Below are 25855 nucleotides of genomic sequence, written 5' to 3' on the forward strand. Positions count from 1 at the left end.
GAGCCTAGCACGGCGCTCCCGGAGCGCGTCTACCGCTCGCCCGCGCCTGCATCGTGACGGGCCGAGTCGCATGGGCTAGATCACAGGTGCATGAACCAGTCGGCGGTCACAGCGGTCCTTGTCGGCGCTTGCCTTCTCGTCGGCGCTGCATCGGCGCAGGCGGACGGCGTGCCCCCGGCGGGGGGCCCTCCCCCCGCGGTGTATCCCGCGGAAGGCTGGCCCAACGTGGGGCGCCCTGGCGACCCGGTCGTGAGCGTGGGCGGCCTCTTCAGCTATACTGGCCGCGAGAACGCCGATGACGCCGTGGGCGCCGGCGTGGAGGGGAGCCTCGCGTGGTACGGACAGCGCTCGTTTGCCTGGATAGGCGCCGTGGTGCAGGCGCAGCTCGTCGCCGACCGACCGGTCCACGAGAGGTTGGCGCTCGGCTTCCAGGGTGGGTTCGGCCCGGTCGGCGCCGAGCTCTCGATGTACACCGAGGGCGCGGGCCGGTCGAACGCCCGGACGTATGGGGCGCAGATCGTCCCCTTCATCGCGATCCCCATCGCCTACGCGGGCTTTCGACTCGCCCTTCCGTTCGACGGGAGAGCTGGCGCGACGATGCCTTCTTACGGCACGGAGTACGGGCTGGTCATTGGCTTGAAGTTCCCGATCAACCCGAGAGCCTTTGGACACAGTCTTCATTGAGCCGGTTCACAGCCCCGTACGCCGGCCACGCCGTTCTCCGCCCACGCCGCTGGCCCGCGTCCGCTCTCCGCACGCCGCGATCGGCCGCGCCGCCCGTTGCTCCTTCGCTACAACGAGGTATCCGCTCCGCAGCCGCCTGATGTCCGCAGGCCGCAGCGCTGAGGCTAGAAAATCTCGGTCGCGCCCCTCGCGGTGCGGCCCGCCGGTGTGATAAAGCTGGCCGCCGGGGGGCAGATCCAGCAAGGCGCGTCGCGCATGCGCCTTGCACGGGGGCCCCCGCGAGCGGCGCATACGTCGCCAGGAGGCTTGAGATGGACGAGAGGGTTCAGCGGTACGTGGACATGGGGGTAGCGCTCGGGGTGAGCGTCGGCGGGAAGATCGTGGGCGCGATCCTGGTCTGGATCATCGGCCGCATGATCGTCCGGGGGCTCCTGTCGATGATGCAGCGCAGCTCCGCGCTGAAGAAGCTCGACACGACGCTGGCTCATTACCTGGAGTCGGCGGCGTCCGTGCTGCTGAACATCCTGCTCGTCATCGCCGTGCTCAGCGTCTTCGGCGTCGAGACGACCACCTTCGCCAGCCTGCTCGCCGCGATCGGCATCGCCGTCGGCATGGCATGGTCCGGCCTCCTGTCGAACCTCGCGGCCGGCATCTTCATGGTCCTCCTGCGCCCCTTCAAGACCGGGGATTTCGTGACGGCCGGCGGCGTGACAGGCACCGTCCACTCGATCGGCCTGTTCGCGACCACCCTCGATACGCCCGACAACGTCCGCACCATCGTGGGCAACAACAAGATCTTCAGCGACACGATCCAGAACTTCAGCACGAACCCGGTCCGCCGCGTCGACTGCACCGCGCAGCTCGCCCACGGCGCGGATCACGAGGCGGCGATCGCCCGGCTCAAGACGCACCTCGCGCTCATCCCCAACGTCGCGAAGACCCCTGCGCCCAGCGTCGAGATCCTGGATTTCACCCTCGCCGGGCCCGTGCTGGCCGTCCGGCCCTTCTGCCACACCGATCATTACTGGGACGTCTACTTCGCCACGACCAAGATCATCCGCGAGGAGCTCGGCAAGATGGGGCTCCCCGTCCCGAGCCAGCACGTGCACATCAACCAGCTCGCGGCGGCGCCTCCCCACCGCGCCGCAGGCTCGGAGATCCACCCGACGGCCTGACGCTCCGCCGATCGGCCGCGCGCGCCCTGCCCCCGCGCGCGGCCGGGATGCCCTGCATCAAGCGGATGAACCGGACACAGCTCGTCCTTCCACCAGCGGAGCAAGGGCCCGTCCCAGGCAGCCCGGGCGCGGGGTCGAGCGGGCGAGGCGCCGAGACGACGCCGTCGAGGCCCTTGCGCCCGCGCTGGCCGGGGAGCATGGTCGCTGCATGAGCGTCGAGGAGCGCGTCGCGGCGGAACGGCTTGTCCTGGCCGCAAATGAGGCCTTTTACGAGGCGTTCCGCGCCGGGGATTACCAGGCGATGTGCCGGGTGTGGGCCGAGCGGGCGCCCCTGGCCTGCGCCCATCCCGGCATGGAGGCGCTCTCGGGGCGCGCCAGCGTGCTCGAGAGCTGGAGCCAGCTCTTGCGCCAGACCTCGCCCCTGCGCATGCGCTGCCAGGGCGCCTCGGCGCACCTCTTCGGGGACTTCGCCTTCGTCACGTGTTACGAGGCGAACGGCGATGAGCCCGCACACCTGTGCGCAACCAACGTGTTCGTCCTCGAGGACGGGCAATGGAAGATGGTCCACCACCACGCGGGCCCGCTCTCCGCGCCGCGGCCCGAGCGGTGGGCGCCCGCTCGCTCCCGGCTCATGAACTGAGAGGCTGGCCGGGGCCGTGGTAGATGCGGCTGTTCGCGTTCTCCCAGGACGCCTCGTGGAAGCTGGGTCGCCAGAATTCGGTATCCAACCTAAGCCATCCGCCAGCGCCGATGCGCGACCATCCGACACCCTGACTCCCGGGCTCCGCTCGATCGAAGCGTGGTGGGCACAGCGCCGGAGCCTGACGGATGTCCGTCCGTTTTGGCCGAGCTTCATGGTCGTTCGCCGAGGAGCGGCCGCCACGCGCACTCCTCCGGCAAGAGCGCCCAGATGACGTGGGCGCTCGGACGAAACGCGATCTCCCGCAGGACGCGGGGCGTCGAGATGCGATCCATCCTGAACATTCGCGGCTCGTTCTTCCCCGTGTCCAGGGCGAGCACGTACCAGACGGGGCTCTGGATCAGGAGGCCGTGCGGCTCCACGCGTCGCCTCGACGTCCTCCCCTCGCGGTCGCGGTAGTCGAACCCGAGACCGACGCCGGCGGAGAACGACTCCTCGAAGAGCCTCACCAGCTCTGCAGGGGGCGCCCCGGCGCCGGTGCGCACTGGCTCGCTCGCCGGATCGCCGACGATGACCCTGCGGCAGAGGGCGCGCAGCTCCCGCGCTCGTTCAGGAGGAAGGCTGCTGAGCAGCTTGGCCAGGGCGGAGCTGGCGGCGTCGCTCCACGGAAGGTCGCTCGCGGCCTGGGAGAGGCGCGCGGAGAGCCAGAGCGTCACGATCTCGGCGACCGAGAGGTGCACGGCGGTGACGCCCCGGCCCGCGTCGAGCCGGATCCCCCCGCCGGGGCCGGCCTCGCCCTCGATGTCGAGGCCGCGCTCCCTCAGCGTCGCGAGATCCCTGCGCACGGTGCGGGCGCTGACCCCGAGCGTCGCGGCCAGCTCACCGACCGTCGTCGCTCCCCGCGCGCGAAGCAGGTCGGAGAGCTCCATGACCCGGACGGCGCGCGACATATGGTGACAGAATCTGTCAGGGTCTCGCGCTAGTCAACGCCCATGTCCAACGTGGCGAACACCTGGCCAATCGGCCTCGGCGTCCTCACCGGCAGGTACCCATGGCCGACCGGCTGAAGGACCTCTTCGACGAGCGGTGCGTCCGCTCGATCTCCCGCAACCTCAGCTCGGCGCACCCTGGCCTCGACGAGCGGGGCTTCGCCCGCGACTGCCTGACCGGCCTCTCCGATCTGGAGCTCACGGGCCGCGCCTCCCACATCGCGGACGTCATGCACCACCACCTGCCGCAGCCCTTTCCGGAGGCCGCTCGCGTGATCGTCGCCTCGCTCGGGCCCGAGCTCGATCGGAGCGACGCGTTCGGCCTCGCGCCGCTGCAGTACATGCCGCACGTGTTCTATGTGGCGAAGCGCGGTCTCGATCACTTCGAGGAGGCGATGACAGCGCAAGTCGAGCTGACGAAGCGGTTCTCCGCCGAGTTCAGCATCCGCGCGTTCCTGACGAGGTACCCCGACGCGACGCTCCGCCGGCTCCGCGCGTGGGCCGCCGACCCGAACGTCCATGTCCGGCGGCTCGTCTCCGAGGGGACGCGCCCGCGGCTGCCGTGGGCCCCGCGGCTCCGCGCCTTCCAGCAGGATCCAGGCCCGGTCATCGAGCTGCTCGAGCTCCTGAAGGACGATCCGGAGCGCTACGTGCAGCGCTCCGTCGCCAACAACATCAATGACATCGGCAAGGACCACCCGGACATCGCGGCGAGCCTCTGCCGGCGCTGGCTCGAGGGCGCGCCGCCCGGGCGGCAATGGATCGTGCGCCACGCGCTGCGCTCGCTCGTCAAGAAGGGTGATCGCGGCGCGCTCGACGCGCTCGGCTTCGGCGCGGCGCCGAGCGTCGCGATCGCCTCGGCGGCGCTGTCCCCGCGATCGGTGAGGCTCGGCGGAGAGCTACGCTTCTCGTTCGAGCTCGCGTCGACGGCGCCGCGCGACCAGGAGCTCGTCGTCGACTGCGCCGTGCACTTCGTGAAGGCGAACGGCTCGACGCGGCCAAAGGTCTTCAAGCTGCGGAAGCTCGTCCTGCCGCCGTCGGGTCGAGCCGAGATCACCGGCAAGGTCTCCTTCGAGGAGATGACGACCCGCCGTCACTATCCCGGTCGCCACAGCATCGATGTGATGGTCAACGGCGTGGCGCACCCCCTCGGGCACTTCGATGTGCGCCGGTGACCGAGCGAAGAAAGAGAGTGAACAGGGAGGCGGGGAGACGGGGAGATTTGTGGGATTTTACTCCCCGTCTCCCCGTCTCCCTGTAAATTTTCCCGAACAAGAAAGTAGAGAGGATGCTTCAGAGCGAAGGGAGGTGGCGTCCCTGAAGGCGCGGGCGCCGCGCAGAGCCGTTGCGCGGGTCGGGGTCCGCGTCTATGAGGCGGGAGATGAAGGACTGGGAAGCGCTCTTCGCAAAGAAGCTCGAGGAGACCGACCTCGGCAAGGATCCGGCCCATGATCTGGCGCATTTCGCGAGGGTCGTCGCCACGGCCAAGGCGCTCGCGGCGGACGAAGGGGCAAGGCTCGAGATCGTCGTCCCCGCGGCGTGGCTGCACGATCTCGTCAACGTCCCCAAGAACGACCCCAGGCGCTCCCAGGCGTCGCGGCTCTCCGCGGAGGAGGCGCTCTGCTTCCTGCGGAGCGTGGAGTACCCCGAGGCGTTCCTCCCCGACATCGCCCACGCCATCGAGAGCCACAGCTACAGCGCGGGGATCGCGCCGACGACCCTCGAGGCCAGGGTGGTCCAGGACGCCGACCGCCTCGACGGCCTGGGGGCGATCGGGATCGCCCGCTGCTTCGCCGTGGGCGGCCTGCTCGGCGTGCGGTTCTACGATCCAGGGGATCCGTTCGCCGAGCGGAGGCCGTGGGACGACCGGGTGAACGCGATCGACCACTTCCACGTGAAGCTGTTCAAGACCGCCGAGAGCCTCACGACGGCCGCAGGGCGCCGCGAGGGCGCGCGACGCGCGGAGTTCATGAGACAGTACCTCGCTCGCCTCGCGCTGGAGATCGGCGGCGAGATGGCGGCTGACGCGAGCTGACGTCAGCCCGCGCCCGCGACCGTCACCGCGGCCGCCACGGCCACCGGGATCGTGAAGTTGTCGTCCATCCGCGTGGAGAACAGCTCGGTCGCCGCCCCGGCAAGGCCCGCGACGGCGGCCAGGAGGAGCCGCGAGGAGAGCGACGCCGGGCCGAGCGCCCACATCACGGCGAGGGCGCTCAGCGCGCCCGCCACGAAGAAGGCGAGCGTGCCCTCCAGCGAGCGGCCGTCGCGCAGCCGCGTGCGGCCGAAGCGGCGGCCGATGAGGGCCGCCGCCGGGTCGGCCACCGCCAGCACCACCACGGCGAGCGACTGGCTCAGCCGCGTCCCGAACAGCGCCAGCAAGAAGAGCGCTGTCACGTACCAGGTCGACGAGTTCACCCGGTAGCGCTCGTGCGGGTGCGCCACGAGCCGGAAGACCCCCATCAGCCGCTCATTGACCCGCTCGCTGACCCGGCGGGCGATCTCCATCGACCACACCGCCACGACGAACGCGCCGCTCGCGGCCACGAGCCAGCCGCGCTCCGGCAGCAGCTGGATCAGCCCGAGCACCAGGAGCCCCATGCCCACGTGCCACAGGCTGCGCGCATGGTTCGTCGGCCTGACGCTCGGCGGCGCGCCGACCACGCCGCGGAGCGTCAGCAGCAGCGACTCGTAGGCAGGCTGCACCTCTCGCTGGAACGCAATCCACGCCGCCTTGGGCGAGGGTGTTCCGGTCGGGGTCGCCCGCTCGACCGCCGCGAGCAGCACGCGGAGCCGCTCGCGGAGCCGCTCGATCGTGCCCCCGGCATCGTCGCGCTCGGCCGCCACGACGAGCTCGCGGAGCCGCGACGCCACCCGCTCGACCCGGGCGCGAACCTCGGGTTCGTCATGGAAGACGAAGACGGCGGGATCGACCTGACGCAACAGTACGCAGAGCTCTTCGGAGACGAGCTTGGTCTCGATGTGCAAGGCGTGAATCACGTTGGGTTTTGCGAAGATAATCGCCGGGGGTCGGGCGCCATGTCAGCGCTTCGTCATACCGGCACCCCGCACGTGAGCTGGCTCGCGGCGCCAGCCCTGCATGAGTCCGCACCACACGAGCTCGCACCGCATGAGCCGGCCCTGCACGACGCGCCGCGCGAGCCCGCACCCCGTGAGCCGGCGCCGCACGACGCGCCGCGCGAGCCCGCCCCCCCGCGAGCCGGCCCTGCACGACGCGCCGCGCGAGCCGACCCGACGCCGTCCGGGTCCCGGCGCCGCTCGCGGGCGCGACAACCACTCGCGGGCGCGACAACCGCTCGCGGGCGCGACAACCACTCGCGGGCGCGACAACCACTCGCGGGCGCGACAACCACTCGCGGGCGCGACAACCACTCGCGGGCGCGACAACCGCTCGCGGGCGCGACAACCGCTCGCGGGCGCGACAACCACCCTCCTGCCCACCCGGCGGCGACCGAGGGAACCGCTCGGCTCGCCTCGCGAGGACACATGACACGGCAATTCATGGATTCATGCAATGCGCCAGCAAGGAGTGCTTCTCTATTCCATCCTGGTCCCGGCGCCGCGTGACTCGCGCTCTCGGGAGCGCCCGGACGAAATCGCATGAGAGGCGCCTTACGACGCCGGACGGAGCGAGAGCCGTCGCGCTTTCCCTGCGCGCACGCTGGGGCTAGGTTGCCTCGCGCCGCGGATTCGACGGGTGGGCGCGAGGCGCCCGGGGAGGAAGCGCGCGGCCTACCCGCGCGCGGCCGGTCATGCGTCGTCCGCTCGGAGTCGGAGAATCGAGGAACATGAAGGTCTCAGTTCGGTACACCGCGCTGTCGCTCGCGCTGCTCGCAGGCCCCATCGCCCACGCGCGGGAGCGCCCGGACTACGATGCCTACTTCAAGGCCCCACCCGCGCCGCCCGTCCGCGCGGCGCGCCGCGCGCGCGTCATCGACGTCGACGAGCGCGCGTCGACGCCGGGCGCCGTCGTGGCGTCGACCGATCCGCAGCGCGGGGTGCCCACCTTCGTGTGGGCGACGGCCCCGGGCCACCGCCCGCCGGCCGCGACCCACGCGACGCCCGAGGCCGCGGCCCGGTGGTACGCGCAGCGGTACGCGCGCCTCTACGGTCTTCCGCAGGCCGCGCTCGACACGGCCGTTGTGCGCCACATCCACGACACCGGGCGCGGCGGCATCGTCGTGACGCTGGGCCAGGACGTCGACGGGATCCCGGTCTTCCGGAGCGGGCTGAAGGTGCTCATGAAGCGCGACCTCGGGCTCGTCGCCCTCGCGGGCAACCTCCACGCGTCGGCCGTCCCCCTTTCGCCCGGCGCCGCCTCGCCGGCGGCCGGCTCGCTCCGCGGCCGGGCGTTCTCCGGCTCGCCGGCGCAGGCGGTCGTCCGCGCCCTGCGCGACGCGCACAGCATCGACGTCAAGACGGCCGACCTCCGCGAGCTCGGCGAGGCGAAGGGCGGGTATCGGCTCTTCGACATCGCGGACACCGATCACGCGCGCCAGCGCGCCGGGGGCCTGCGCTTCACGCAGCCGGCGCGGGTCAGGAAGGTGCTCTTTCCCCTGCCCGACCGGCTCGTCGCCGGCTACTTCGTCGAGCTCGTCTCGGGCGACGCCGGCGGCACGAGCTCCTCGGCGTACGCCTGGGTGTTCGGGGCCGGCGACGGGCAGCTGCTCTCCCGGGAGAACCTGTCCCACGCCGCGTTCGATTACCGGGTCTGGGCGGAGGAAGGGGGCGATCACAGGCCGCTCGACGGCCCCCTCGCGGATCTGTCGCCGCACCCGACCGGGCGGCCCGACGGCCACGTCCCTCGGTTCGTCGCGCCGAGCCTCATCTCCATCGATGGCTTCAACACGAACCTCGACGGCGGGGCCGATCCGTGGCTGCCGGCCGGCGCGACCTCGACCCGCGGCAACAACGTCGACGCCTACGCGGACCACAACGCGCCCGACGGGTTCTCCAGCGGCGATCTCCGCGCGGCGCTCTCGGGGCCGGGCTCGTTCGACCACATCTATGACCCGCTCGCCGAGCCGCTCGCCACGCCCGAGCAGACCATGGCGGCCGTCACCCAGATCTTCTACGTCACGAACTGGCTCCATGACTGGTACTACGACTCCGGCTTCACCGAGGCCGCGGGCAACGCCCAGCGCGACAACCTCGGTCGGGGCGGCCTCGACGGCGATCCGCTGCTCGCGGAGGCGCAGGACGACGCGACCGGCGGCAGCCGCGACAACGCGAACATGGACGCGACGTACGACGGCGCGTCGCCCCGGATGCAGATGTACCTGTGGTCCGGGCCGGATCAGCGCTCGCTGAGCGTCACGCCGCAGAACGCCAGCTACGCGTCGAACACCGCCCTGTTCGGGCCGCGGCGCTACGAGGTCACCGGCGAGCTCGCCCTCGCCCTCGACGGCGTCGAGCCCCGCGGCGACGCGTGCGGGCCGATCACGAGCGACGTGGCCGGCAAGATCGCCCTCGTCGACCGGGGCGGGTGCACCTTCGCCGAGAAGGCAGAGAGCGCGCAGGCGGCGGGCGCCATCGGCGTGATCATCGCCAACAGCCGCGAGAGCGACGGGGCCCCGCGGCTGTCCGGCGAGGCCCCCGAGGTGACGACCCCCGCCCAGAGCGTCTCGCACGAGGACGGCAGCGCGCTCAAGGCGGCGCTCGCCGCCGCGGACGCGCCGCTCACGGTCACCATGACCCGCGAGCCCGGCGTCGAGCGCGACGGCACGATCGACAACAGCATCGTGGCGCACGAGTGGGGCCACTACATCCACCTCCGCCAGGTCGCCTGCGGCACGAAGATGTGCGGCGCGCAGAGCGAGGGGTGGGGCGACTTCATCGCCCTGCACATGGCGCTGCGCGACGGCGACGACCTCGACGGCGTCTTCCCGCTCTCGAGCTACGGGAGCGCGGCGCTCGGCGACAGCTACTTCGGCATCCGCCGCGCCCCCTACTCCGTCGACTTCACGAGGAACGGGCTGACGTTCAAGCACATCTCGGAGGGCGCCCGCCTCCCCGACCACCCGCTCAACGGCTCGTCCTCCGACAACTCCGAGGAGCACAACGCCGGAGAGGTCTGGGCGAGCATGCTGTTCGAGGCCTACGTCGGGCTGATCCGGCACGGCAGCGGCCTGACCCCGCCGCGCGCGTTCGAGCAGACCCGGCGGCGGATGAGCGATTACGTGGTGGCCGGCATGCAGCTCGCGCCGGTGAGCCCGACGTTCACCGAGCAGCGCGACGCCCTGCTCGCGGCCGCGCTCGCCAGCGATCAGGGCGACTTCCTGGCGATGGCGGAGGCGTTCGCCCGGCGCGGCGCCGGCACGTGCGCCGTGTCCCCGCGCGCCGACTCGCGCGATTTCTCCGGCGTCGTGGAGAGCTTCAGCGTCCAGCCCGAGATCTCGCTGGTCCGGGCGGAGCTCGACGACAGCGCCGGCTCCTGCGACCGCGACGGGCTGCTCGACGCGGAGGAGTCCGGCACGATCACGATCGAGATCGTCAACCGCGGCGCGGCGCCCCTGACCGGGGCGGTGGCGTCCATCGAGGTGCCTTCCGCCGGGGTGACGTTCCCGGACGGCGCGCGCGCGTCGTTCGGCGACATCGCGCCGTTCGCGACCGGGACCGCGACCGTGGCGGTGAAGCTCGACCGGACCGTGGCGCCCGCCGAGGACCTCGAGCTCGGCCTGACGCTGAAGAGCGCCGCGGCGTGCACGCCGGTGCGGGTGGAGGCGCTGGTGCGCCGCGTGAACTTCGACGAGCTGCCGGGGTCCTCGGCGGTCGACGACGTGGAGGCGCAGCGCACGACCTGGCGCGTCGAGGGGCTCTCCAGCGAGCTCGTCTGGTCGCGCGCGGAGGGCACCGCGCCGAACCGCGTGTGGCGCGGCGTCAACCTCGGGAGCGTGTCCGACACGGCGCTCGTGTCGCCGGCCCTGGAGGTCAGCGAGTCCGAGCGCTTCGTGCTGACGTTCGCGCACCGGCACCGGTTCGAGACGAGCGACGAGACGTCCTGGGACGGCGCGGTGGTCGAGCTCAGCGCCGACGGCGGCGCGACATGGCGGGACATCGGGGGTCGCGCGCAGCCCGGCTACAGCGGGAGGGTCACCGCCGAGTCGGGCAATCCGCTGGGCAGGCGGAGGGCCTTCGTCGGCCAGAGCCCCTCGTGGCCCGAGGTCGACCACGTGGCGATCGACCTGGGGACCACGTTCGCCGGGGAGACGGTGCAGGTGCGGTTCCGCGTCGGCACGGACGCGGCCGCGGGCGACGCCGGCTGGGAGCTCGACGACATCGGGTTCGCGGGCCTGAAGAACAAGCCGTTCGCGACGGTGGTCGAGGACACCGCCTCCTGCCAGGGCGGGCCCGTGGCCGACGCGGGGGTGGACCAGGCGGTCGCGATCGGCGAGCTCGTGACGCTCGACGCCTCGGGGAGCTCGGACCCCGAGGAGGACGCGCTGACGTTCTCCTGGGTGCAGACGGCGGGGCCCGCGGTCGAGCTGATCGGCGAGGGCGCGCGGGCGACCTTCGTGGCGCCCGAGGTCGCCGCGACGACGGCCCTGTCGTTCGAGGTGACGGTCAGCGACGGGATCCTGGAGGCGACCGACCAGGTCAGCGTGGTGGTCGATCCGGCGAAGGAGCCGGAAGCTGGAGGCGAAGGCTGCGGGTGCGCGATCCCGGGGGGCGCGCCGCGCGGGCCGATGGCCGCGCTCGGTGCCGCCGCGGCGCTCGCGGCGTTCGCGAGGAGGCGGCGCCGGGTGAGCGATGAGCCATGAGCCATGAACCATGAACCATGAACCATGAGCGATGAGCCCGGCAGCTGACATGGGAGGCGTAAGTTTCACCCATTGACGCCCGCGGCCCGGTCCCCCACGGTGGCCGGTAAGCATGGGACTCAGCAACGCTCCGCCCGCCTCTCCCGTCGTGACGGCCGACCAGGCGCTGGAACGCCTGATCGAGGGCAACCGGCGCTTCGTGGACAACATCCGCGGCGAGCACGTCATGATGGGACAGCGGGCGCGGGCCGCCCTCGTGGAGGGGCAGCAGCCCTTCGCCATCATCCTCAGCTGCTCGGACTCGCGGGCGCCGTCGGAGCTCATCTTCGACCAGGGGCTCGGGGACCTGTTCGTCATCCGGGTCGCGGGCAACGTGGTGGCGCCCTCGCTCGTGGGCAGCGTGGAGTTCGCCGCCGCCGCCTTCGGGACCCGCCTTGCCGTGGTGATGGGCCACTCGCGTTGCGGCGCCATCGACGCCACGCTGTGCGAGCTGCTCCACGAGGACAACGGCGGCCCCGTCACCGACAACATCCGCGATATCGTCGAGCGCTGCCGAGCTCCCGTCGAGACGGTGGTGAGCGCCGCCGGCCGCGACGCCGACAGGAGCTTTCTCCTGCGCGAGGCGGTGCGCGCCAACGTGCGCAACTCGTGTGATCACCTCCGGCACGGCAGCCGGCTCCTCGAGCGGCTGTGCACCGAGGAAGGCATGCTGATCGTGGGCGCCGAGTACGCCCTCGAGACCGGCAAGGTGACGTTCCTCCCGCGCGCGTGACGAGCCGGCGCGCCTCGTCGCCGCACGCCAGTCGGCGCCTCGGCGCATGAGGCGAGTCGAGCGTTCCGTCGATGTTGCAGGCCATCGTCCAGGCGAGTCCGGCCGAGAGCACATGAGCGCCGCCGCGGACATAAGCACACGAATCCGCCGGATTGTTCTCTCTTTTCAAGCCCAGAACGGAGGCGTACCATGACCTCTCCAGCATCGACGAGGGCGGTCCCAGCGAGTCCGTCCGCAGGAATCTGAACGTGCAGGAGGGGGGGCCTGATGCACTTCACCGAACGTGCCTGCGTATCACCGCCTGAGCACCCGGACGCGACGCCGCGGGAGATAACGGTCGACTCGGGGATGACCGTGCTGAACGCGCTCATGAAAGGCGCGATATCGGGTCAGCCGGCCAATTACGTCCACGGGTACAGGGTCGGAGTCGAAGACATCCCTGCTCCGATCCTCGGGCTGGACGACGCCGAGCTCGTGATCGTGGCGAACGAGAGGGCGCGGGATCTGCTCCGGCTCGGGCTGTACGGCTGGGAAGGGCAGCCCGCCCAGGCGGTGCTGAACTTCAGCTGCAGCCTCCGCGAAGAGCTCAGCAACCGCGACGGAGGCGTGCACACCTACAACCTCGAGCTCTGGAACGAGCACGGCACGCCCCGGCCGACCACGCTGACGGTCCGGCGCCTGTCGGGGCGCGGCCCGCTCCGTTATCTGTGCCTGATATCGCCCGCGGACGGCGCCGGCGCCGCGGGCGGACCGTCGAGCGACCAGCTCGCCGCGATGGGCCAGATGATCGCCGGCTTCGCGCACGAGGTCCGCAACCCGCTCGCGGCGCTGAAGTCCATCGTCGAGGATCTCTCGGCAGAGCCCGCGGCCGAGGAGCAGTGGGGCCGGGACATCTCGCGCCTCAGCGGCCTCATCGCCCGCATCGAGCGGCTCGTGCGCAGCTCGCTCCGCCTCGTGCAGCCCGAGCGGCCCATCCGCAAGGAGCACGACGCAAGCCTGCTCGTGGCGAGCGCCCTGGATCTGCTCGGCGCCCGCCTGCGCACGACGCCCGGCGGTCCTATCCGGGTCTCGTGCGACGCCGAGGCCCCCACCGTCGTCATCGACGAGCACCAGATGGTGCAAGTGCTCGTCATCCTGCTCGAGAACGCGATCGAGGCCGCCGGCAGCGCGGATCAGGTCCGGGTCCGCATCCACGATGGACCGCCCGAGGACGGCGAGCCATCGATCGGCCGCGGCGGGCGGGTCTACGTCGACATCGAGGACGATGGGCCGGGGATACCGCACGACATCCTGAGCCAGATATTCAACCCCTTCTTCACGCGCAAGGCGCGGGGGACCGGGCTCGGCCTCTCGATCGCCCTCAAGCTGCTCCGCGAGAACCAGGGGAGGGTCCGGATCCGGTCGACGGTGGGGCGCGGCAGCGTCTTCTCCATCGAGCTGCCGGGGACTGGATGACGCGGCTCCTCGTCGTCGATGACGACGATGACGTGCGACACGCGATCTCCCGGGCGCTGGAGAAGCAGGCGAGCGGGATGTACATGGCGGCGACGGCGCGCGAGGCGCTCGCCATCGCGACGCAAGCGACCGTCGACGTCGTCGTCCTCGACCTCGGGCTGCCGGACGCGGAGGGCGCCGCGGTCCTGACCGCGCTCCTCGGCGCCGATCCGAGCTGCCGCGTCGTCGTCCTGACGGGCCGCGACGACGCGCGCGCGGCCGTGGGCGCGCTGCGCGCGGGCGCCGCCGATTACCTGGTCAAGCCCTTCGAGCGGGAGGAGCTCTTGCGCGCGGTCGCCCGCGCCGGCGAGGAGTCGGCCCTGCGCCGCGAGGTGCAGCAGGCGAGGCAGGCCATCCAGGACCGAGGCCTCGTGGGGGCCTCCCCGGCGTGGACGCGCGTGCTCGACGAGCTCCACCTCCTCGCCGAGCGCTCGCGCGCCTCGGTGTTGATCACGGGGGAGTCGGGCACCGGAAAGGAGCTCGTCGCGCGCCTCCTCCACGCGTCGAGCCCGCGCTCCGCCGGCCCGTTCGTGACCGTCAACGCGGCCTGCCTCCCGGCGCAGATCCTCGAGTCCGAGCTCTTCGGCCACGAGGCCGGGGCGTTCACCGACGCGCGCTCGTCGCGGCAGGGGCTGTTCGAGCTGGCCCACCGCGGGACGCTGTTCCTCGACGAGATCGGCGAGTTCCCCCTCGAGCTCCAGCCGAAGCTCCTGCGCGTCCTCGAGGGTCACCCGTTCCGCAGGGTCGGCGGGCAACGGGAGCTCCTGACCGACGTGCGCGTCGTCTCGGCGACGAACCGCGATCTGCAAGCGATGGTGGCGGCGGGGACGTTCCGGGAGGATCTCTATTTCCGCCTCGGCGTGTTCCAGCTGTCGCTGCCGGCGCTCCGGCACCGCACCGGCGACGTCCGCAGGCTGGTCGTGCACTGGATAGCGGCGCTCGGGGCCGAGATGGGGCTCCGCGCGACGACGATCACGCCGCGCGCGGTCGCGCTGCTGGAGCTCTACGGCTGGCCCGGCAATGTCCGCGAGCTCCGGAACGTCATCGAGCGCGCGCTCGTGCTCGCGCGCGGCGGCGTCATCGACGTCGAGCACCTGCCGCCGGAGATCGGCGCCGCCGCGCCCGCGCCCCCTGCGCCGTCCGCCGCCGGCGCCATGTCGCTCCCTCCCGCCGCCGTGGCGCCCGCGGCCGACTCCACGTTGTCGCTCGAAGCGGCCGTCCGTCGTCACATCCTCTCGGTCTATGCCGCGCACAGCGGCAACGTGACGCGCACCGCCGGCGCCCTCGGCATCACCCGAGTCTGCCTGCGGCGACACCTGCGACTCTACCTCACGGACCAGGAACGGAGCGCGGCGAGCACCTGAGCCCCGCGCGGGTGGCTCGGCGCTGTCCCAGCGACGTCCGCGCCGCGCGGAGGCGCGCGCGCTCGCGCTCCGGTGGTTCGCGGCGGCCGCCATGGTCCGCGATTGACCGGCTGGTCCGCGCCGAGCCGGTACGCGCGTGACCGCCGGTCACGGCCTGCCCGCCGCGGCTCCGTGATTGTCCGCGGATACAGCGCCTCGGCGCGGCGGCGACGCGCGGCACGGCGCCTGCTTGACCTGTTCGACGGAAGCGCAGGCGCGAGCCATCCGATGGAGTCCGAAGCGATGAGCGACGAACCGATGGACGACGCGAAGCTGCGCATCATCCTCGTCGATGACGAGGAGGCGCTGGTCTGGTCGCTGTCCAACCGCATCATCAAGCAGCGACCCGGCTATGCGGTGGAGTCGGTGACGGACGGGCACGCGGCGCTCCGGCTCTTCGATTCGGGGCCGGTCGATCTCCTGATCACCGACATCTGCATGCAGGGGATGCACGGGCTCGAGCTCATCATGGCTGCGCGCAAGCTCCTGCCGGCGCTGCCGGTGATCGTCATGACGGCCTATCCGACCGCCGATATCCACCGGGAGGTCGCGATGCGGGGATCGATCGAGTACCTCGAGAAGCCGTTCGAGTTCGAGCGCTTCCTTCGGAGCGTCGATGAGGTGCTGGAGCGGAAGCGGGTCGGCTTCTCCGGGGCCATCTCGGTCCAGACGCTCCCCGACATCGTGCAGCTCTACGCCCTGTCCAACGCGACCGGCGTGCTCCGGGTCCGCCACCGGACGGGCGAGGGGCGGATCTGGTTCGAGCGCGGGAGGATCGTCCACGCGTCGACCTCCACGGCGGCCGGCGTCGACGCCTTCTACCAGGTCATGCTCTGGAGCGGGGGCGAGTTCACCATGCAGCTCGGGCTGAAGGCGCCCGAGCAGACGATCCACGCCAGCTGGACCGAGCTCATCATGGAGAGCTGCCGGCTCATCGACGAGCGCCGGCGCACGCTGGAGTCCTCGACCGGACCGGCCTCCAAGGCCGGGTGGAGCCTCGCCACGACGCCGGGCGCCGGCGCACAGGAGGGACATTCGGCCACGGGCCCGCCGACGATGCGCGTCGGAGCGGCGCCGCCCGCGAGCCATGGCGGCGATCACTTGATTATCGACATGATCTGGGACGACGAGACCTTGTCAACGCAGGAGGAACCCATGGACATCAAGCAATGCCTCAGCAGGTTGAACAGCATCGACGGCTTTGTCGGCGCAGCGCTCGTCGACTCCGAGAGCGGGATGCTGCTCGGCCAGGAGGGCGGCGGCTCGCTCAACCTCGAGATCGCCGGCGCGAGCAACACCGAGGTGGTGAGGGCCAAGCGCAAGGCGATCCGCAACCTCAACCTGAAGGACGACATCGAGGACATCCTGATCTCGCTCTCCAAGCAATATCACCTGTTAAGGCCGCTGCGGAGCAAGCAATCGCTCTTCTTCTACGTGGCCCTCGACCGCGCGCGGGCCAACCTGGCGATGGCGAGGATCACGCTGGCGGAGATCGAGAGAGAGCTCACGCTCTAGCGCTCCGAGATCAGGGGTTGATGCGGCTCCGGCGCAGGACGAGCGGGAGCGACTCGAACCCGAGCGGCATCATCGCCCGCGTCTGCCGCAGCGGAGGCGCCTCGCCGGGCGTGATGGACGCATAGCAGTCGAGGAGCGCGTTCAGGGCGATCCGCGCCTCCATCCGCGCCAGCGCCGCGCCGATGCAGAAATGGGTCCCCTGTCCGAACGCCAGGTGCTCCGCCGGAGGCCGGTCGAGCCGGAACGCGTCCGGCTCCTCGAAGACGGCCGGATCCCGGTTCGCCGCGCCGAACACGACGTCGACCAGGTGCCCGGCCGGTATCATCACGCCGCTCACCTCCACCGGCCGCGTGGCGACGCGCAGGAGGCGCTGCACCGGGCTCGAATGGCGCAGCGTCTCCTCGATGATCGGCTCCACGAGGCTCCGATCCTGCTGCGCGCGCCGGTAGAGCTCGGGCCGCTCGGACAGGAGGTGCGCCATGTTGCCGATGAGGTTCGTCGTTGTGTCGTTGCCGGCGACGAGCAGGCCGACGCAGAAGCCGACCGCCTCGGGCGTGTCGAGGCGCGCGCCGTCGATCTCGGCCTCGACGAGCGCCGAGATGAGATCGCCTGACGGCGCGCGCCGCCGCGCCTCGAGCTCCTCCGCGAAGAAGTCGACCATCGCCTTGCCGCGGCTCGCGCGCTCCTCCGCCGGGATACCGCTGTAGGACATCACGGACTCGGACCAGCTCCGAAATTGCACATAGCGCTCCGCCGGGATACCGAGCAGGGTGGCGATCACCATCATCGGCAGGGGCATCGCGTAGGCGCCCATGAGGTCTGACGGCCCGTCGCCCGTCGCCTCGAGCAGCGAGGCGGCGAGGCGGCCAATCCACGGCTCGAGCTCCGCGATGCGCCGCGGCGTGAACGTCCGGCTGACGAGCCTGCGGAGGTGGGTGTGCCGGGGCGGATCGTCGTGCAGCAGCGTGATCCGCGGCAAGACACGGATCTTCTCGGTGACGTTCGACGAGAACGTCTGGGGATCCCGCAGCGCGGCGAGCACCTCCGCGTGGCGCAGGAGCGCGTAGGACCGGATTGGCTCGCCGAGGCCCGCGGCGCCGCCCGCGGGCACGCGCGCATAGAGCACCGGAGATCGCCCGCGCAGCGCGCGGTACGCGGGGTAAGGATCGGCTATCACCGAAGGCGCGGAGAGGTCGATCTGCTCGGGCGAGGGGCTCGGGGCGGTCTCGGTTTCCATGTCGAGCTCAGAGCGGCGCGGCCGCGCTGCCGGACAGCACATCCAAGCGGTTCGTGGAAGTCAAGTCCTTTCCCTGGCGTGACGACAGCATAGGTGACCCCATGGAGCTCCGGGCGGCATCCGCGCGATCAACGTCCGATCACCGTCATGAGGAGCGCAGTCTTCGCATCTCGCCCGACCCCCTCGCCTCGCGGCGTTCCGGGCCGAACGGATTGAACAGCATCCTGGACGCCGATCTCGATCACACATCGGGAATGGCCTTAGCGCGAGTTCCGGATCTACCCGGCCTCAGCCGGAGATGTGCGGCTTGTAATCTCGCAATGCAAGCTGGAACCCTCGCTGGGATCGAAGCATTTGGACATCTCCGGGCGCTCGTCATCGCGCTCGCGGGTCCTGAGAGGGGTGAGTCCGCTGACGCCGATTCTTGGTCAAAGTACATGCGCGATCCACGGCCCCTACGAACGAGGTGAGCACCGGTAGGAGGCCTGAATCGGGCTTGGGGGAGGGCAACATTCGTCATGACACAGCATTACACGAGTTCACGCGACACGTGGGAGGCAGCCTATCTCTACTCCCCCGAGGCGCTGTTCGTAGCGAATGTCGACGGCACGCTGTCGCACTGGAGCGAGTCATTCGGCCGCACGGTCGGGCACGCGGCCACGCCGGGGACGGCGTTCTTCCAGCTCTTCCACGACGACGACCGGGAGGCGGCCCGGGCGAAGTGGTCCGGGCTCCTGGAGGCGACCGGGGCCGTCGAGCTCCGCGGGCGGGTGATGACGGCCGGGAACGTGTATGCGTCCTTCTCCTGCGTGCTGCGCAGAGCGCCGCACGGCCAGGCGGTCTACGGCTCGCTGCACGCGGCGTCCGGCGCCGACGATCACCCCGTTGCCGAGCCGGGGAAGGGAGAGGACGCGGACATGCTCCGCGCCCTCTCCGACAACCTCCCTGTCATCGTCTGGTCATGCGACGCGGCGGGCGTCATCACCCGCCACGACGGGAGGGGCCTGGCGGGGCTCGGCCTCAAGCGGGGGCAGCTCGTCGGGACGAACCTCTTCGACGTCTTCGCCAACGCTCCCGAAGGCACGGAGAACGTGAGGAGGGCGCTCCGCGGGTCTCCCTCCCATTCGATGAGCCACGTCCCCACCAACAATTCGTTCTGGGAGAACTGGATGGTGCCGATCCAGAGTCCGCTCGGAAACGTCGAGTCCGTGATCGGGCTCTCGCTCGATGTCTCGGAGGCGAAGAGAGCGGAAGAGGAGCTCCGGCTGCGGCTGCTTCAGATCCAGAAGCAGCAGGAGGTCATCGGCAAGCTCTCGACGCCCATCATCCAGGTCTGGGACGGCGTGGTCGCGCTGCCGATGGTCGGCGTCGTCGACAGCGCGAGGACGGCCGACGTCATGCAGAACCTGCTCGACGAGATCGTCCGCACCAGCGCGCGGTATGCCATCCTGGATCTCACGGGCGTCGAGATGGTGGACACGCAGGTCGCGAATCACCTGATCAAGCTCGTGAACGCCATCCGGCTCCTCGGCGCGGGCGGGATCATCTGCGGCATCAGGCCGTCGGTCGCGCAGACGATCGTCGAGCTGGGCCTCGATCTGAACAGCATGGTCACGCGGTCGAACCTGCGGGCTGGAATCATGTTCTGCATCAACCAGATGCGCCAGCCCGCGTCGACGCCGGCGGCGAACGGCCCCTCGGGCCGCTGACCCGCGGCCCCTCCCCTCCTGCTCGCGCGTCATGCTCTCCCTGGGTCGAACCGACCAAGACAGCTTCCCCACCGCGGCCGGAGAGCTGCCGGTGCTCGGTCACCTGCCCGTCCTTTACCGGGACGCCATCGGCCTGCTGCGCCGCAGCAGGAGCGCGCTGGGCCCGCTCTTCTGGGTCAACCTCGGGTTCGCGCAACGCCGGCTCTTCTATGTCGGAGCCGACGCCCTCGATCTCCTGCGCGCGCCCGAGGTGGTCATGGACCATCCGGAGCACCTCGAGGGGATCGTGGGCCGCTCGATGGCCGCGCAGGACGGGCCCCTGCACCGGCACATGCGCTCGGCCATCAACCCCTCGTTCTCCCCGCAGGGGTTCGCCAGGAAGGCCGCCGCCTCCATCGCCTCCGCGATCGCCGCGAACATCGATGCCTGGCTCCAGCGAGAGAGCTTCGCGGTCCATCCCGCCATGCGGGATCTGACCCTCGACATCATCCTTCGCATCTGCGGCGTCCCGACAGGGGACGTGCGCGCCTGGAGCCGGGCCTATCGCGAGCTGTTCCTGGGTGTTTACCCCATCCCGGGCCGTCTGCCGGGCATGCCCGCGTACCGCTCGGATCGCGCGCGCGCCTGGATAGACGACCGCCTGCGGAAGCTCCTTGCGCTCGCTCGCGGGGGCGGCGCCGCGGGCTCTCTCGTCGAGATGCTCTCGAATGCTCGCGACGACGAGGGCGAGCCCCTGTCGGACCAAGGCATCGTCGACAACCTTCGCGCGATATTGCTCGCCGGACACGAGACAAGCGCCTCCATCCTGGCCTGGATCGTCATCGTCCTGTCGCGCCGGAGCGAGGTGTGGAGCGCGCTCTGCGACGAGCACGCGGCCGCGCCGGACGCGCCCGTGCCCATGTCCGCGAGAGAGGCGGACCGGCTCCCCGTCGCCAACGCCATCTTCCGGGAAGTCCTGCGGATGTACACGCCGGTCTGGTTCATTCCCCGGACGGTCACCGAGACGATCACGCTGAACGGCAGACGCATCCCTCGACATACGCCGCTGGCCCTCAGCCCCGCGCAGTTCGGTTATGATTCATCGCTGTTCCCGGACCCCGACCGCTTCGATCCGAGCCGCTGGAGAGATCGCGCGAACCCACCAGGTCCGCTGGAGCTGGCCGCGTTCGGCGGGGGGCCGCACTTCTGTCTTGGATACAACGTCGCTTGCATCGAGGCGCTCCAGCTTCAGTTCATCCTCGTCCGGGCGTTGCGCCGCGCCGGGGTCGTTCCACACTTGGAGGGCGCTTCACCGAAGCACGTGTACTTCCCGACCGGGCACCCGACGGCCGCGACACGGGTCGCCTTTCGCCGGTGCTGAACGGGAAGAGCCCGAGCCCCCCGACGCATCGAGCCATCGACCGCGATCGCCGGCGGGGCGACGCCGCTCACCATGAACACGGTCGCCGGCGGCAACCGGCCCTCACCGGGTGGATCAGCACATGAACACCTCACCACATTCGAGTCCTTCCGATCACGCTCTGGCCGTCCTTCGCGAGCTCGTGGCGGAGCTCGGGCGAGGCGGGGGTCTCGTCAGCCCGTCGGTGTACGACACCGCCACCGTGCTGATGTTCGATGTCTTTCCCGATGCCAGGGCGAGCATCATCCCATGGCTCCTGGATCAGCAGCGGTCGGATGGGGGCTGGGGGCTCTCGTCGGTCCCACGCGCGCGCGATCTCCCGACGCTGGCGTCGCTCGTGGCTCTCCATCCCTACCGCGAGCTCATGCCGCAGGTGCGCCGCGCCTGCGAGGGGGGCCTCGCGTTCCTGCGCGACCAGGCGGCGCACTGGGGGACGTCCTTGCCGGACGACATCCCTGTCGGGCTGGAGCTGCTCATGCCCAGGCTGCTCGACCGGGCCTCCTCGCTCGGCCTCGGCGTCGATTGGGGCCCGTACAGGGCGCTCATCGCGCTCGGCGAGCGGCGCCGGGCCTTGATCGGCAAGGCCCGGCCGGGGGCCGGCAGCGCGGCGTCGCACTCGTGGGAGGGCTGGGGGAGCGGCCCCTCGCCCGACCTCCTCGACGTGAGCGGCGGCGTCGGGCACAGCCCCGCGGCAACGGCCGCCTGGCTTCACGCGTCCCGGGACAAGGTCGGCCTCGCGGCCGCACGAGCGGCGGCGCGCGAGTACCTGCTTCGAGCGAGCGACGCGACCGAGGTCGGGATCCCCGGCGTCGTCCCCACGGTGTGGCCCATCGGCCGATTCGAGCAGGCCTGGGTCCTGTACGCGCTTCGGGCCTTCGATCTCCTCGACCATCCCCGGCTGGGCGACGTGGCGCGGCTGCAGCTGCTCGACCTCGGCGCCGCGCTTCGCCCCGAGGGCATCGGCATGAGCGACGCGTTCACGCAGGACGGCGACATCACCTCGACGGTCATCGCCACGCTGGGAGAGCTCGCGGCGCCCCGCGCCATCGAGGCGCTGCGGCGCTTCGAGCGAGGCGGCATGTTCATCACGTATGCGAACGAGCTGCAACCCTCGCTCACGACCAACGCCCACGCGATGCACGCCCTCGCGTCCCGCGGGGAGGAGGCGTCGGAGCCGGCGCGGTACCTCCTCGAGCGTCAGCAGCCGGACGGACGGTGGGTTGGCGACAAATGGCACAGCTCCTGGCTCTACACGACAAGCCAGGTCATCCTCGCCCTCTCGCACGAGGGGCAGCTGCCCGCCGTGAAGCGGGGTATGGAGGCGCTGCTGCGCGCCCAGCGCGGCGACGGCGGCTGGGGAGCCGGCGGCGCGCCCACCGCGGCAGAGACGGCGTACGCCGTGCTCGCGCTCCGCGCCGCCCGGAGGAACCGCGAGCTCGAATCGATGGCGCGGGGCGCCTGGCGACGGGGGCGCGACTGGCTGATATCGAACCATGACGTCGGCGCCGGCCAGGAAGATCTCCGCTGGATCGGCAAGGAGCTGTATTGCCCGGCGCGGGTGGACCGCGCGTGGATCCTCGGCGCCCTCCTCGTGTCGCAACCGTCATGGGAAAGCTAGACGATCTGATGGAAAGGACGTGGCAAAGCCACGTCTTCGGCGACTCCTACCCGACCGCCGTCGGCCGGCGCGCGCTCTCCGAGAGGATGCGCGCCGTCCACGCGTGTTTTCTCGAGAGGTTCCGCCCGATCGTCCAGGGCGCCTTACCCGATCTCGATCCGGAGCACGTCGAGCGCGTCGTGCGCCAGATCGGCCCCAAGGCGACCGCGTTCTGCGCCGCGATCGCGATCGAGATCGAGGAGGTCGAGCGCCTCGCCGAGGTCTCCATCGTATTTGGGCTCCTGTTCCTGTTCGACGGCCTGATGGACGACGGGGACCTGGCGATGGTGGTCGCGACGCACCGGTTCATCGAGGTTCACGCGCCGCGCCTGCACGTTCCCGCGTCGAACGACGCGAAGCGGCTGGCGTCCGCCGTCCTCCGGAGCGAGCTCGACGCGGCCGGGGCGCCGCGCCCCGATCCTGCCCTCGTCGCGGCGCGCGCTCGACCTCTGGCGGAGGTGGCGCGCCTGCTGCGTCGCCTGAGCTCTCCCGAGGACGCGGGCGCGCTCATCGAGTCGCCCGTCGCCGGCTTCTTGAGCCATGGCTCCGCCATGCGGCAGCTCAGCCAGCGTTATCTCGAGCGCGAAGAGGGTGCGTTCTGGGACGACCACGCCGACGATTTCGTCGCGCATGCGATCGGGAGCATCCAAACGGCCGGCACGGTCGCCGTCGTCTACAGCCTCTACCGGAGCGCGCGCCCCGAGCTCCCCACGACAGGACAGGTGCTGGCCTCCCCGGCGGTCAGGCGCGTGTGCGAGCGATTCGCCGACGCGGCTTCGCGCATCTTCGACGACGTGGGAGATCAGGACGTCGATCGGCGCTCGGGCCCCCGGGGCCGGTTCGATCTCAACCTCTTCAACCATCCGAACCGGAGGCTCGTCGAGGCCACCCTGCGGTTCGTCGGCGTCGATGACGAGGACGTCATCGCGGCGACGCTGCGCGACCTCGCCGCCGACGACAGCGCCGGGGATAACCGCGTCGTCGAGCGGTTCGTCGACGTCGTGCGCGGCGGCGTGGCGAGCCTGCCGGCGGAGTGCTGGCGCGACGCGGGCGTGTTCCTGATGCTCCTTAAAAGGATCATCGAGTCGGGCTACGTGAACACGCTGGGCGACGCTGCGCTCGCGGAGTGACGCCGCGGCGCCGGGCGCGCCGCCCGGCGGAGCGCTGGATGGAACCGCCCAATTACCAAGGAGGTCAAGGACCCAGAGTCTTCGAGGTGTTCTTGGCGCCCTTGGCGCCTCAACCGCTCGGCGACGGGAGGCCCTTGGCTCTTAAGGAGGAGGAGGCGGCGGCGGATCCTGCTCCGGGCGCGCCTGCCGCGGGGCCCACAGCGGGTAGTCGACGCCGGCGAGGCGATTGATGAGGATGGCCTGGAGCGTGAGCAGCACGACCCCGCCGAGGAGCACGAGGAGCATCGGAGGCCGGGACAGGATGCCCAGCGAGACGATGAGCGTCGTCGCGCCCGCGGGAGGGTGCGGCGCGCGGGCGAGCACCATGAGGCCGGCCGTGAGCCCCAGCGAGAGCGCCGCGGCGATGGCGCGCGGCAGGGTCACCCCGGTCGCGGTCGCCGGACCTGCGTGCGTGAGCCCGGTGATGAGCAGGCTCATGTACGCGACCGCGATGCCGATGCTGTGCCCAACGATGGTGGTGCGCGGCGCGGCCGACGCCGCCGTGGGAGTGTAAAAGAACAGGAAGGCAGTTGGCCCGAGCGACGGAAAGACGAAGGGCGACTTCGTCACCACGGCGAGGGCCGCCATCAGGCCGATGCTCACGAACCCGTTCACGCAGCTGAAGACCGCGAGCACGGGTATCTTGGAGTAGCGCTGGAGGAGCCACGGGAGCCTGAGGCGCGTGAAGATGCCGCGCACCACGTCCGTCATCTCGCCGCCGAGCGGGTGCCGCGGCGAGATCGGGCCGTAACCGCGCCCGTTTCCCCACAGCTCCGTCGCCGCGGGGGTCGATTGCCTGTCTCTCTCTGTCATCCTTCGTTCCTTGCGAGCGCGCCGCGCCTCCACGCGGCGCGCGCCCGCGTCCGCGGCTGCACGCTCGCCGGCGGGCGCCACGGCCAGCTCGCCACGATATCAGAACTTCTCCACCGACGGGCGCACGTCGATCTCGTGGGTCCAGGCGCTCGGCGCCTGGGCGTGGAGCTGGAAATAGGTCTCCGCCAGCGCCTCCGGCGATAGCAGGGTGTCGGCCTTCCTCCCGGGCACCATCGCGCGCACCCGCGGGGTGTCGATCAGCCCGTCGATGACGACGTGCGCCACGTGGATGCCGCGCGGGCCGAGCTCGCGCGCGAGCGACTGCGCGACGGCGCGCAGGCCGAACTTGCCCACGGCCAGGGCCGCGAAGCGGGCTCCGCCGCGGAGCGAGGCGGTGGCGCCCGTGAAGAGGATCGTCCCCCGGCCGCGCTCGAGCATGCCGGGCAGCGCCGCCTGCGCGCTCACGAAGCCGCCGAGGCAGCTGATCTTCCAGTCGTCCTCGAGCTCTCGCGGCGTGAGCTCCAGCGCGCCCGCCACGCGGAAGGCGCTGGCGTTGTAGATCAGCACCTCGACCGGCCCGAGCGACGCCTCCACGCGCGCGAAGGCCGCCGCGACGGAGGCCGCGTCGGTGGCGTCCCCCGGGACGCTCAAGGCGCGCCCTCCGGCTCCCTCGATCTCCCGCTGCACGGCCTCGCACGCGGCGGCCGTCCGGGCCATGAGGCCGACGGAGAACCCCTCGCGCGCGAAGCGCCTCGACACAGCGGCCCCGAGTCCGGGGCCGACGCCGACGACGACCGCTGCCTTGTTCGAGCTCATGAACGCGCACCCTCCCGCCGGCCCTCGCGCCGGCGAACCGCGGCAGTGTAGCCGCCCTGACCCGCGCGAACGACACATGCCGGCCGAGCTCGTCCCCGGCTCGGCCCGGAGGTCAGCCCCCCGGAGGCGCTACGGGCTCCCCGGCGCATCCCTCCACTGCCGCACGAAGAACGGCCACGCGTCGTGGAGGTACAGGCCGAAGGGGATCCACCAGACGAGATCGTTCGTCAAGCAGAGGACGGCGGACCGAGGCGGCCACTGCCCGGTGACGAGCAGAGCCGCGAGGCCGATCGGCCCGAGCACCTTGCCGAGCAGCCCGACGCCCGCAAGGAGGAACCCGCGCTCGGGCGCGCGCGCGACCTCCGCGTAGAGGATGGCGTACACCCCGACGACCATCCCCAGACAGGCGAAGATCTGCGGGTGATTGAGGGGTTCCATGCCCGCGAAGCGAAAGAGCCACTGCGGGTCGGCGGCGGCGTAGAGCCCCCAGCAGGCGTTGTAGAGGGCAGCCAGCGCGAAGACGGCGCGGTGCAGGCGGCGGCGGGGGATCATCGCGGGGCGGCCTCGGCGGAAGGCCGGCGCTCATACACCGCGCCGGCGCCGGG

The 25855-nt window shown here is 71.2% G+C and carries 20 protein-coding genes and 1 pseudogene; 15 read left to right on the top strand and 6 right to left on the bottom strand.

Annotated features, from left to right (window positions below):
• Positions 1 to 90 precede the first annotated feature (90 nt).
• The 3 genes from WMF44_RS25035 (at position 91) to WMF44_RS25045 (ending at position 2499) form a co-directional block, all read left to right on the top strand.
• A complete protein-coding gene (locus WMF44_RS25035) occupies positions 91 to 684 on the top strand; it encodes a hypothetical protein (RefSeq protein WP_437292546.1) in 594 nt (197 codons plus the stop codon).
• Between the two features lie 311 nt (positions 685 to 995).
• Positions 996 to 1859 (top strand): mechanosensitive ion channel family protein, encoded by an 864-nt coding sequence (locus tag WMF44_RS25040; protein WP_437292547.1) that lies wholly within the window; start codon positions 996 to 998, stop codon positions 1857 to 1859.
• A 208-nt stretch (positions 1860 to 2067) separates the two neighbouring features.
• Positions 2068 to 2499 carry a nuclear transport factor 2 family protein gene (locus WMF44_RS25045; RefSeq protein ID WP_437292548.1) on the top strand — a complete coding sequence of 144 codons (432 nt, stop codon included), beginning with the start codon at positions 2068 to 2070 and terminating at the stop codon, positions 2497 to 2499.
• Between the two features lie 212 nt (positions 2500 to 2711).
• On the opposite strand, the gene WMF44_RS25050 is transcribed toward WMF44_RS25045, so the two are convergent.
• Positions 2712 to 3449, bottom strand: a complete 738-nt coding sequence (locus tag WMF44_RS25050) for a helix-turn-helix transcriptional regulator (protein ID WP_437292549.1) — start codon at positions 3447 to 3449, stop codon at positions 2712 to 2714.
• Between the two features lie 101 nt (positions 3450 to 3550).
• Here WMF44_RS25050 and WMF44_RS25055 point away from each other — a divergent pair, with 101 nt between their 5' ends.
• Both WMF44_RS25055 and WMF44_RS25060 read left to right on the top strand, forming a co-directional pair.
• The gene (locus WMF44_RS25055) at positions 3551 to 4663 is read left to right on the top strand and encodes a DNA alkylation repair protein (protein WP_437292550.1); all 1113 of its coding nucleotides are present in this window, start codon (positions 3551 to 3553) and stop codon (positions 4661 to 4663) included.
• 206 nt (positions 4664 to 4869) lie between these two features.
• On the top strand, positions 4870 to 5523 hold the full coding sequence (locus WMF44_RS25060) for an HD domain-containing protein (RefSeq protein ID WP_437292551.1): 654 nt from the start codon (positions 4870 to 4872) through the stop codon (positions 5521 to 5523).
• A gap of 2 nt (positions 5524 to 5525) precedes the next feature.
• Here the strand turns inward: WMF44_RS25060 and WMF44_RS25065 are convergent, their stop codons facing one another.
• Complete coding sequence (locus tag WMF44_RS25065) at positions 5526 to 6473, bottom strand: diacylglycerol/polyprenol kinase family protein (RefSeq protein ID WP_437292552.1); 948 nt, start codon at positions 6471 to 6473, stop codon at positions 5526 to 5528.
• 821 nt (positions 6474 to 7294) lie between these two features.
• On the opposite strand from WMF44_RS25065, the gene WMF44_RS25070 reads away from it, so the two are divergent.
• From WMF44_RS25070 to WMF44_RS25095, 6 genes and pseudogenes are all read left to right on the top strand, one after another.
• Complete coding sequence (locus WMF44_RS25070) at positions 7295 to 11266, top strand: M36 family metallopeptidase (protein WP_437292553.1); 3972 nt, start codon at positions 7295 to 7297, stop codon at positions 11264 to 11266.
• Positions 11267 to 11378: 112 nt separating this feature from the next.
• Positions 11379 to 12038, top strand: coding sequence for a carbonic anhydrase (locus WMF44_RS25075; protein ID WP_437292554.1), 660 nt, complete (start codon positions 11379 to 11381; stop codon positions 12036 to 12038).
• A 267-nt stretch (positions 12039 to 12305) separates the two neighbouring features.
• Positions 12306 to 13493 (top strand): sensor histidine kinase, encoded by a 1188-nt coding sequence (locus tag WMF44_RS25080; RefSeq protein ID WP_437292555.1) that lies wholly within the window; start codon positions 12306 to 12308, stop codon positions 13491 to 13493.
• A complete protein-coding gene (locus WMF44_RS25085; protein WP_437292556.1) occupies positions 13490 to 14896 on the top strand; it encodes a sigma-54-dependent transcriptional regulator in 1407 nt (468 codons plus the stop codon). Before WMF44_RS25080 ends, WMF44_RS25085 begins: the two co-directional genes overlap by 4 nt.
• Before the next feature lie 297 nt (positions 14897 to 15193).
• Positions 15194 to 15868 (top strand): annotated as a pseudogene (locus tag WMF44_RS25090) (response regulator); the annotation flags it as partial.
• 222 nt (positions 15869 to 16090) lie between these two features.
• Entirely contained in the window at positions 16091 to 16450 is a 360-nt protein-coding gene (locus tag WMF44_RS25095; protein ID WP_437301608.1) for a roadblock/LC7 domain-containing protein, read from the top strand.
• Between the two features lie 10 nt (positions 16451 to 16460).
• On the opposite strand, the gene WMF44_RS25100 is transcribed toward WMF44_RS25095, so the two are convergent.
• Positions 16461 to 17687 (bottom strand): cytochrome P450, encoded by a 1227-nt coding sequence (locus WMF44_RS25100; RefSeq protein WP_437292557.1) that lies wholly within the window; start codon positions 17685 to 17687, stop codon positions 16461 to 16463.
• Between the two features lie 518 nt (positions 17688 to 18205).
• Here WMF44_RS25100 and WMF44_RS25105 point away from each other — a divergent pair.
• The 4 genes from WMF44_RS25105 to WMF44_RS25120 all read left to right on the top strand — a co-directional run bounded on the left by WMF44_RS25105 (position 18206) and on the right by WMF44_RS25120 (position 23582).
• Positions 18206 to 19396 (top strand): PAS domain S-box protein, encoded by a 1191-nt coding sequence (locus WMF44_RS25105; RefSeq protein ID WP_437292558.1) that lies wholly within the window; start codon positions 18206 to 18208, stop codon positions 19394 to 19396.
• 31 nt (positions 19397 to 19427) lie between these two features.
• Positions 19428 to 20756, top strand: coding sequence for a cytochrome P450 (locus tag WMF44_RS25110; RefSeq protein WP_437292559.1), 1329 nt, complete (start codon positions 19428 to 19430; stop codon positions 20754 to 20756).
• Between the two features lie 121 nt (positions 20757 to 20877).
• On the top strand, positions 20878 to 22413 hold the full coding sequence (locus tag WMF44_RS25115; protein ID WP_437292560.1) for a hypothetical protein: 1536 nt from the start codon (positions 20878 to 20880) through the stop codon (positions 22411 to 22413).
• Positions 22401 to 23582, top strand: coding sequence for a hypothetical protein (locus tag WMF44_RS25120; RefSeq protein WP_437292561.1), 1182 nt, complete (start codon positions 22401 to 22403; stop codon positions 23580 to 23582). The genes WMF44_RS25115 and WMF44_RS25120 overlap by 13 nt, the downstream gene beginning before the upstream one ends.
• Positions 23583 to 23723: 141 nt before the next feature.
• Here WMF44_RS25120 and WMF44_RS25125 read toward each other — a convergent pair whose 3' ends face one another.
• The 3 genes from WMF44_RS25125 to WMF44_RS25135 all read right to left on the bottom strand — a co-directional run bounded on the left by WMF44_RS25125 (position 23724) and on the right by WMF44_RS25135 (position 25802).
• A complete protein-coding gene (locus tag WMF44_RS25125; protein ID WP_437292562.1) occupies positions 23724 to 24434 on the bottom strand; it encodes an HPP family protein in 711 nt (236 codons plus the stop codon).
• Between the two features lie 99 nt (positions 24435 to 24533).
• Positions 24534 to 25250, bottom strand: a complete 717-nt coding sequence (locus WMF44_RS25130; protein ID WP_437292563.1) for an SDR family NAD(P)-dependent oxidoreductase — start codon at positions 25248 to 25250, stop codon at positions 24534 to 24536.
• A gap of 129 nt (positions 25251 to 25379) precedes the next feature.
• Positions 25380 to 25802, bottom strand: coding sequence for a hypothetical protein (locus WMF44_RS25135; RefSeq protein ID WP_437292564.1), 423 nt, complete (start codon positions 25800 to 25802; stop codon positions 25380 to 25382).
• Between the last annotated feature and the right edge of the window lie 53 nt (positions 25803 to 25855).

Origin of the sequence: Sorangium sp. So ce426 (assembly GCF_051475585.1) — a bacterium.
GTDB classification, from domain to species: Bacteria; Myxococcota_A; Polyangia; order Polyangiales; family Polyangiaceae; genus Sorangium; species Sorangium cellulosum_B.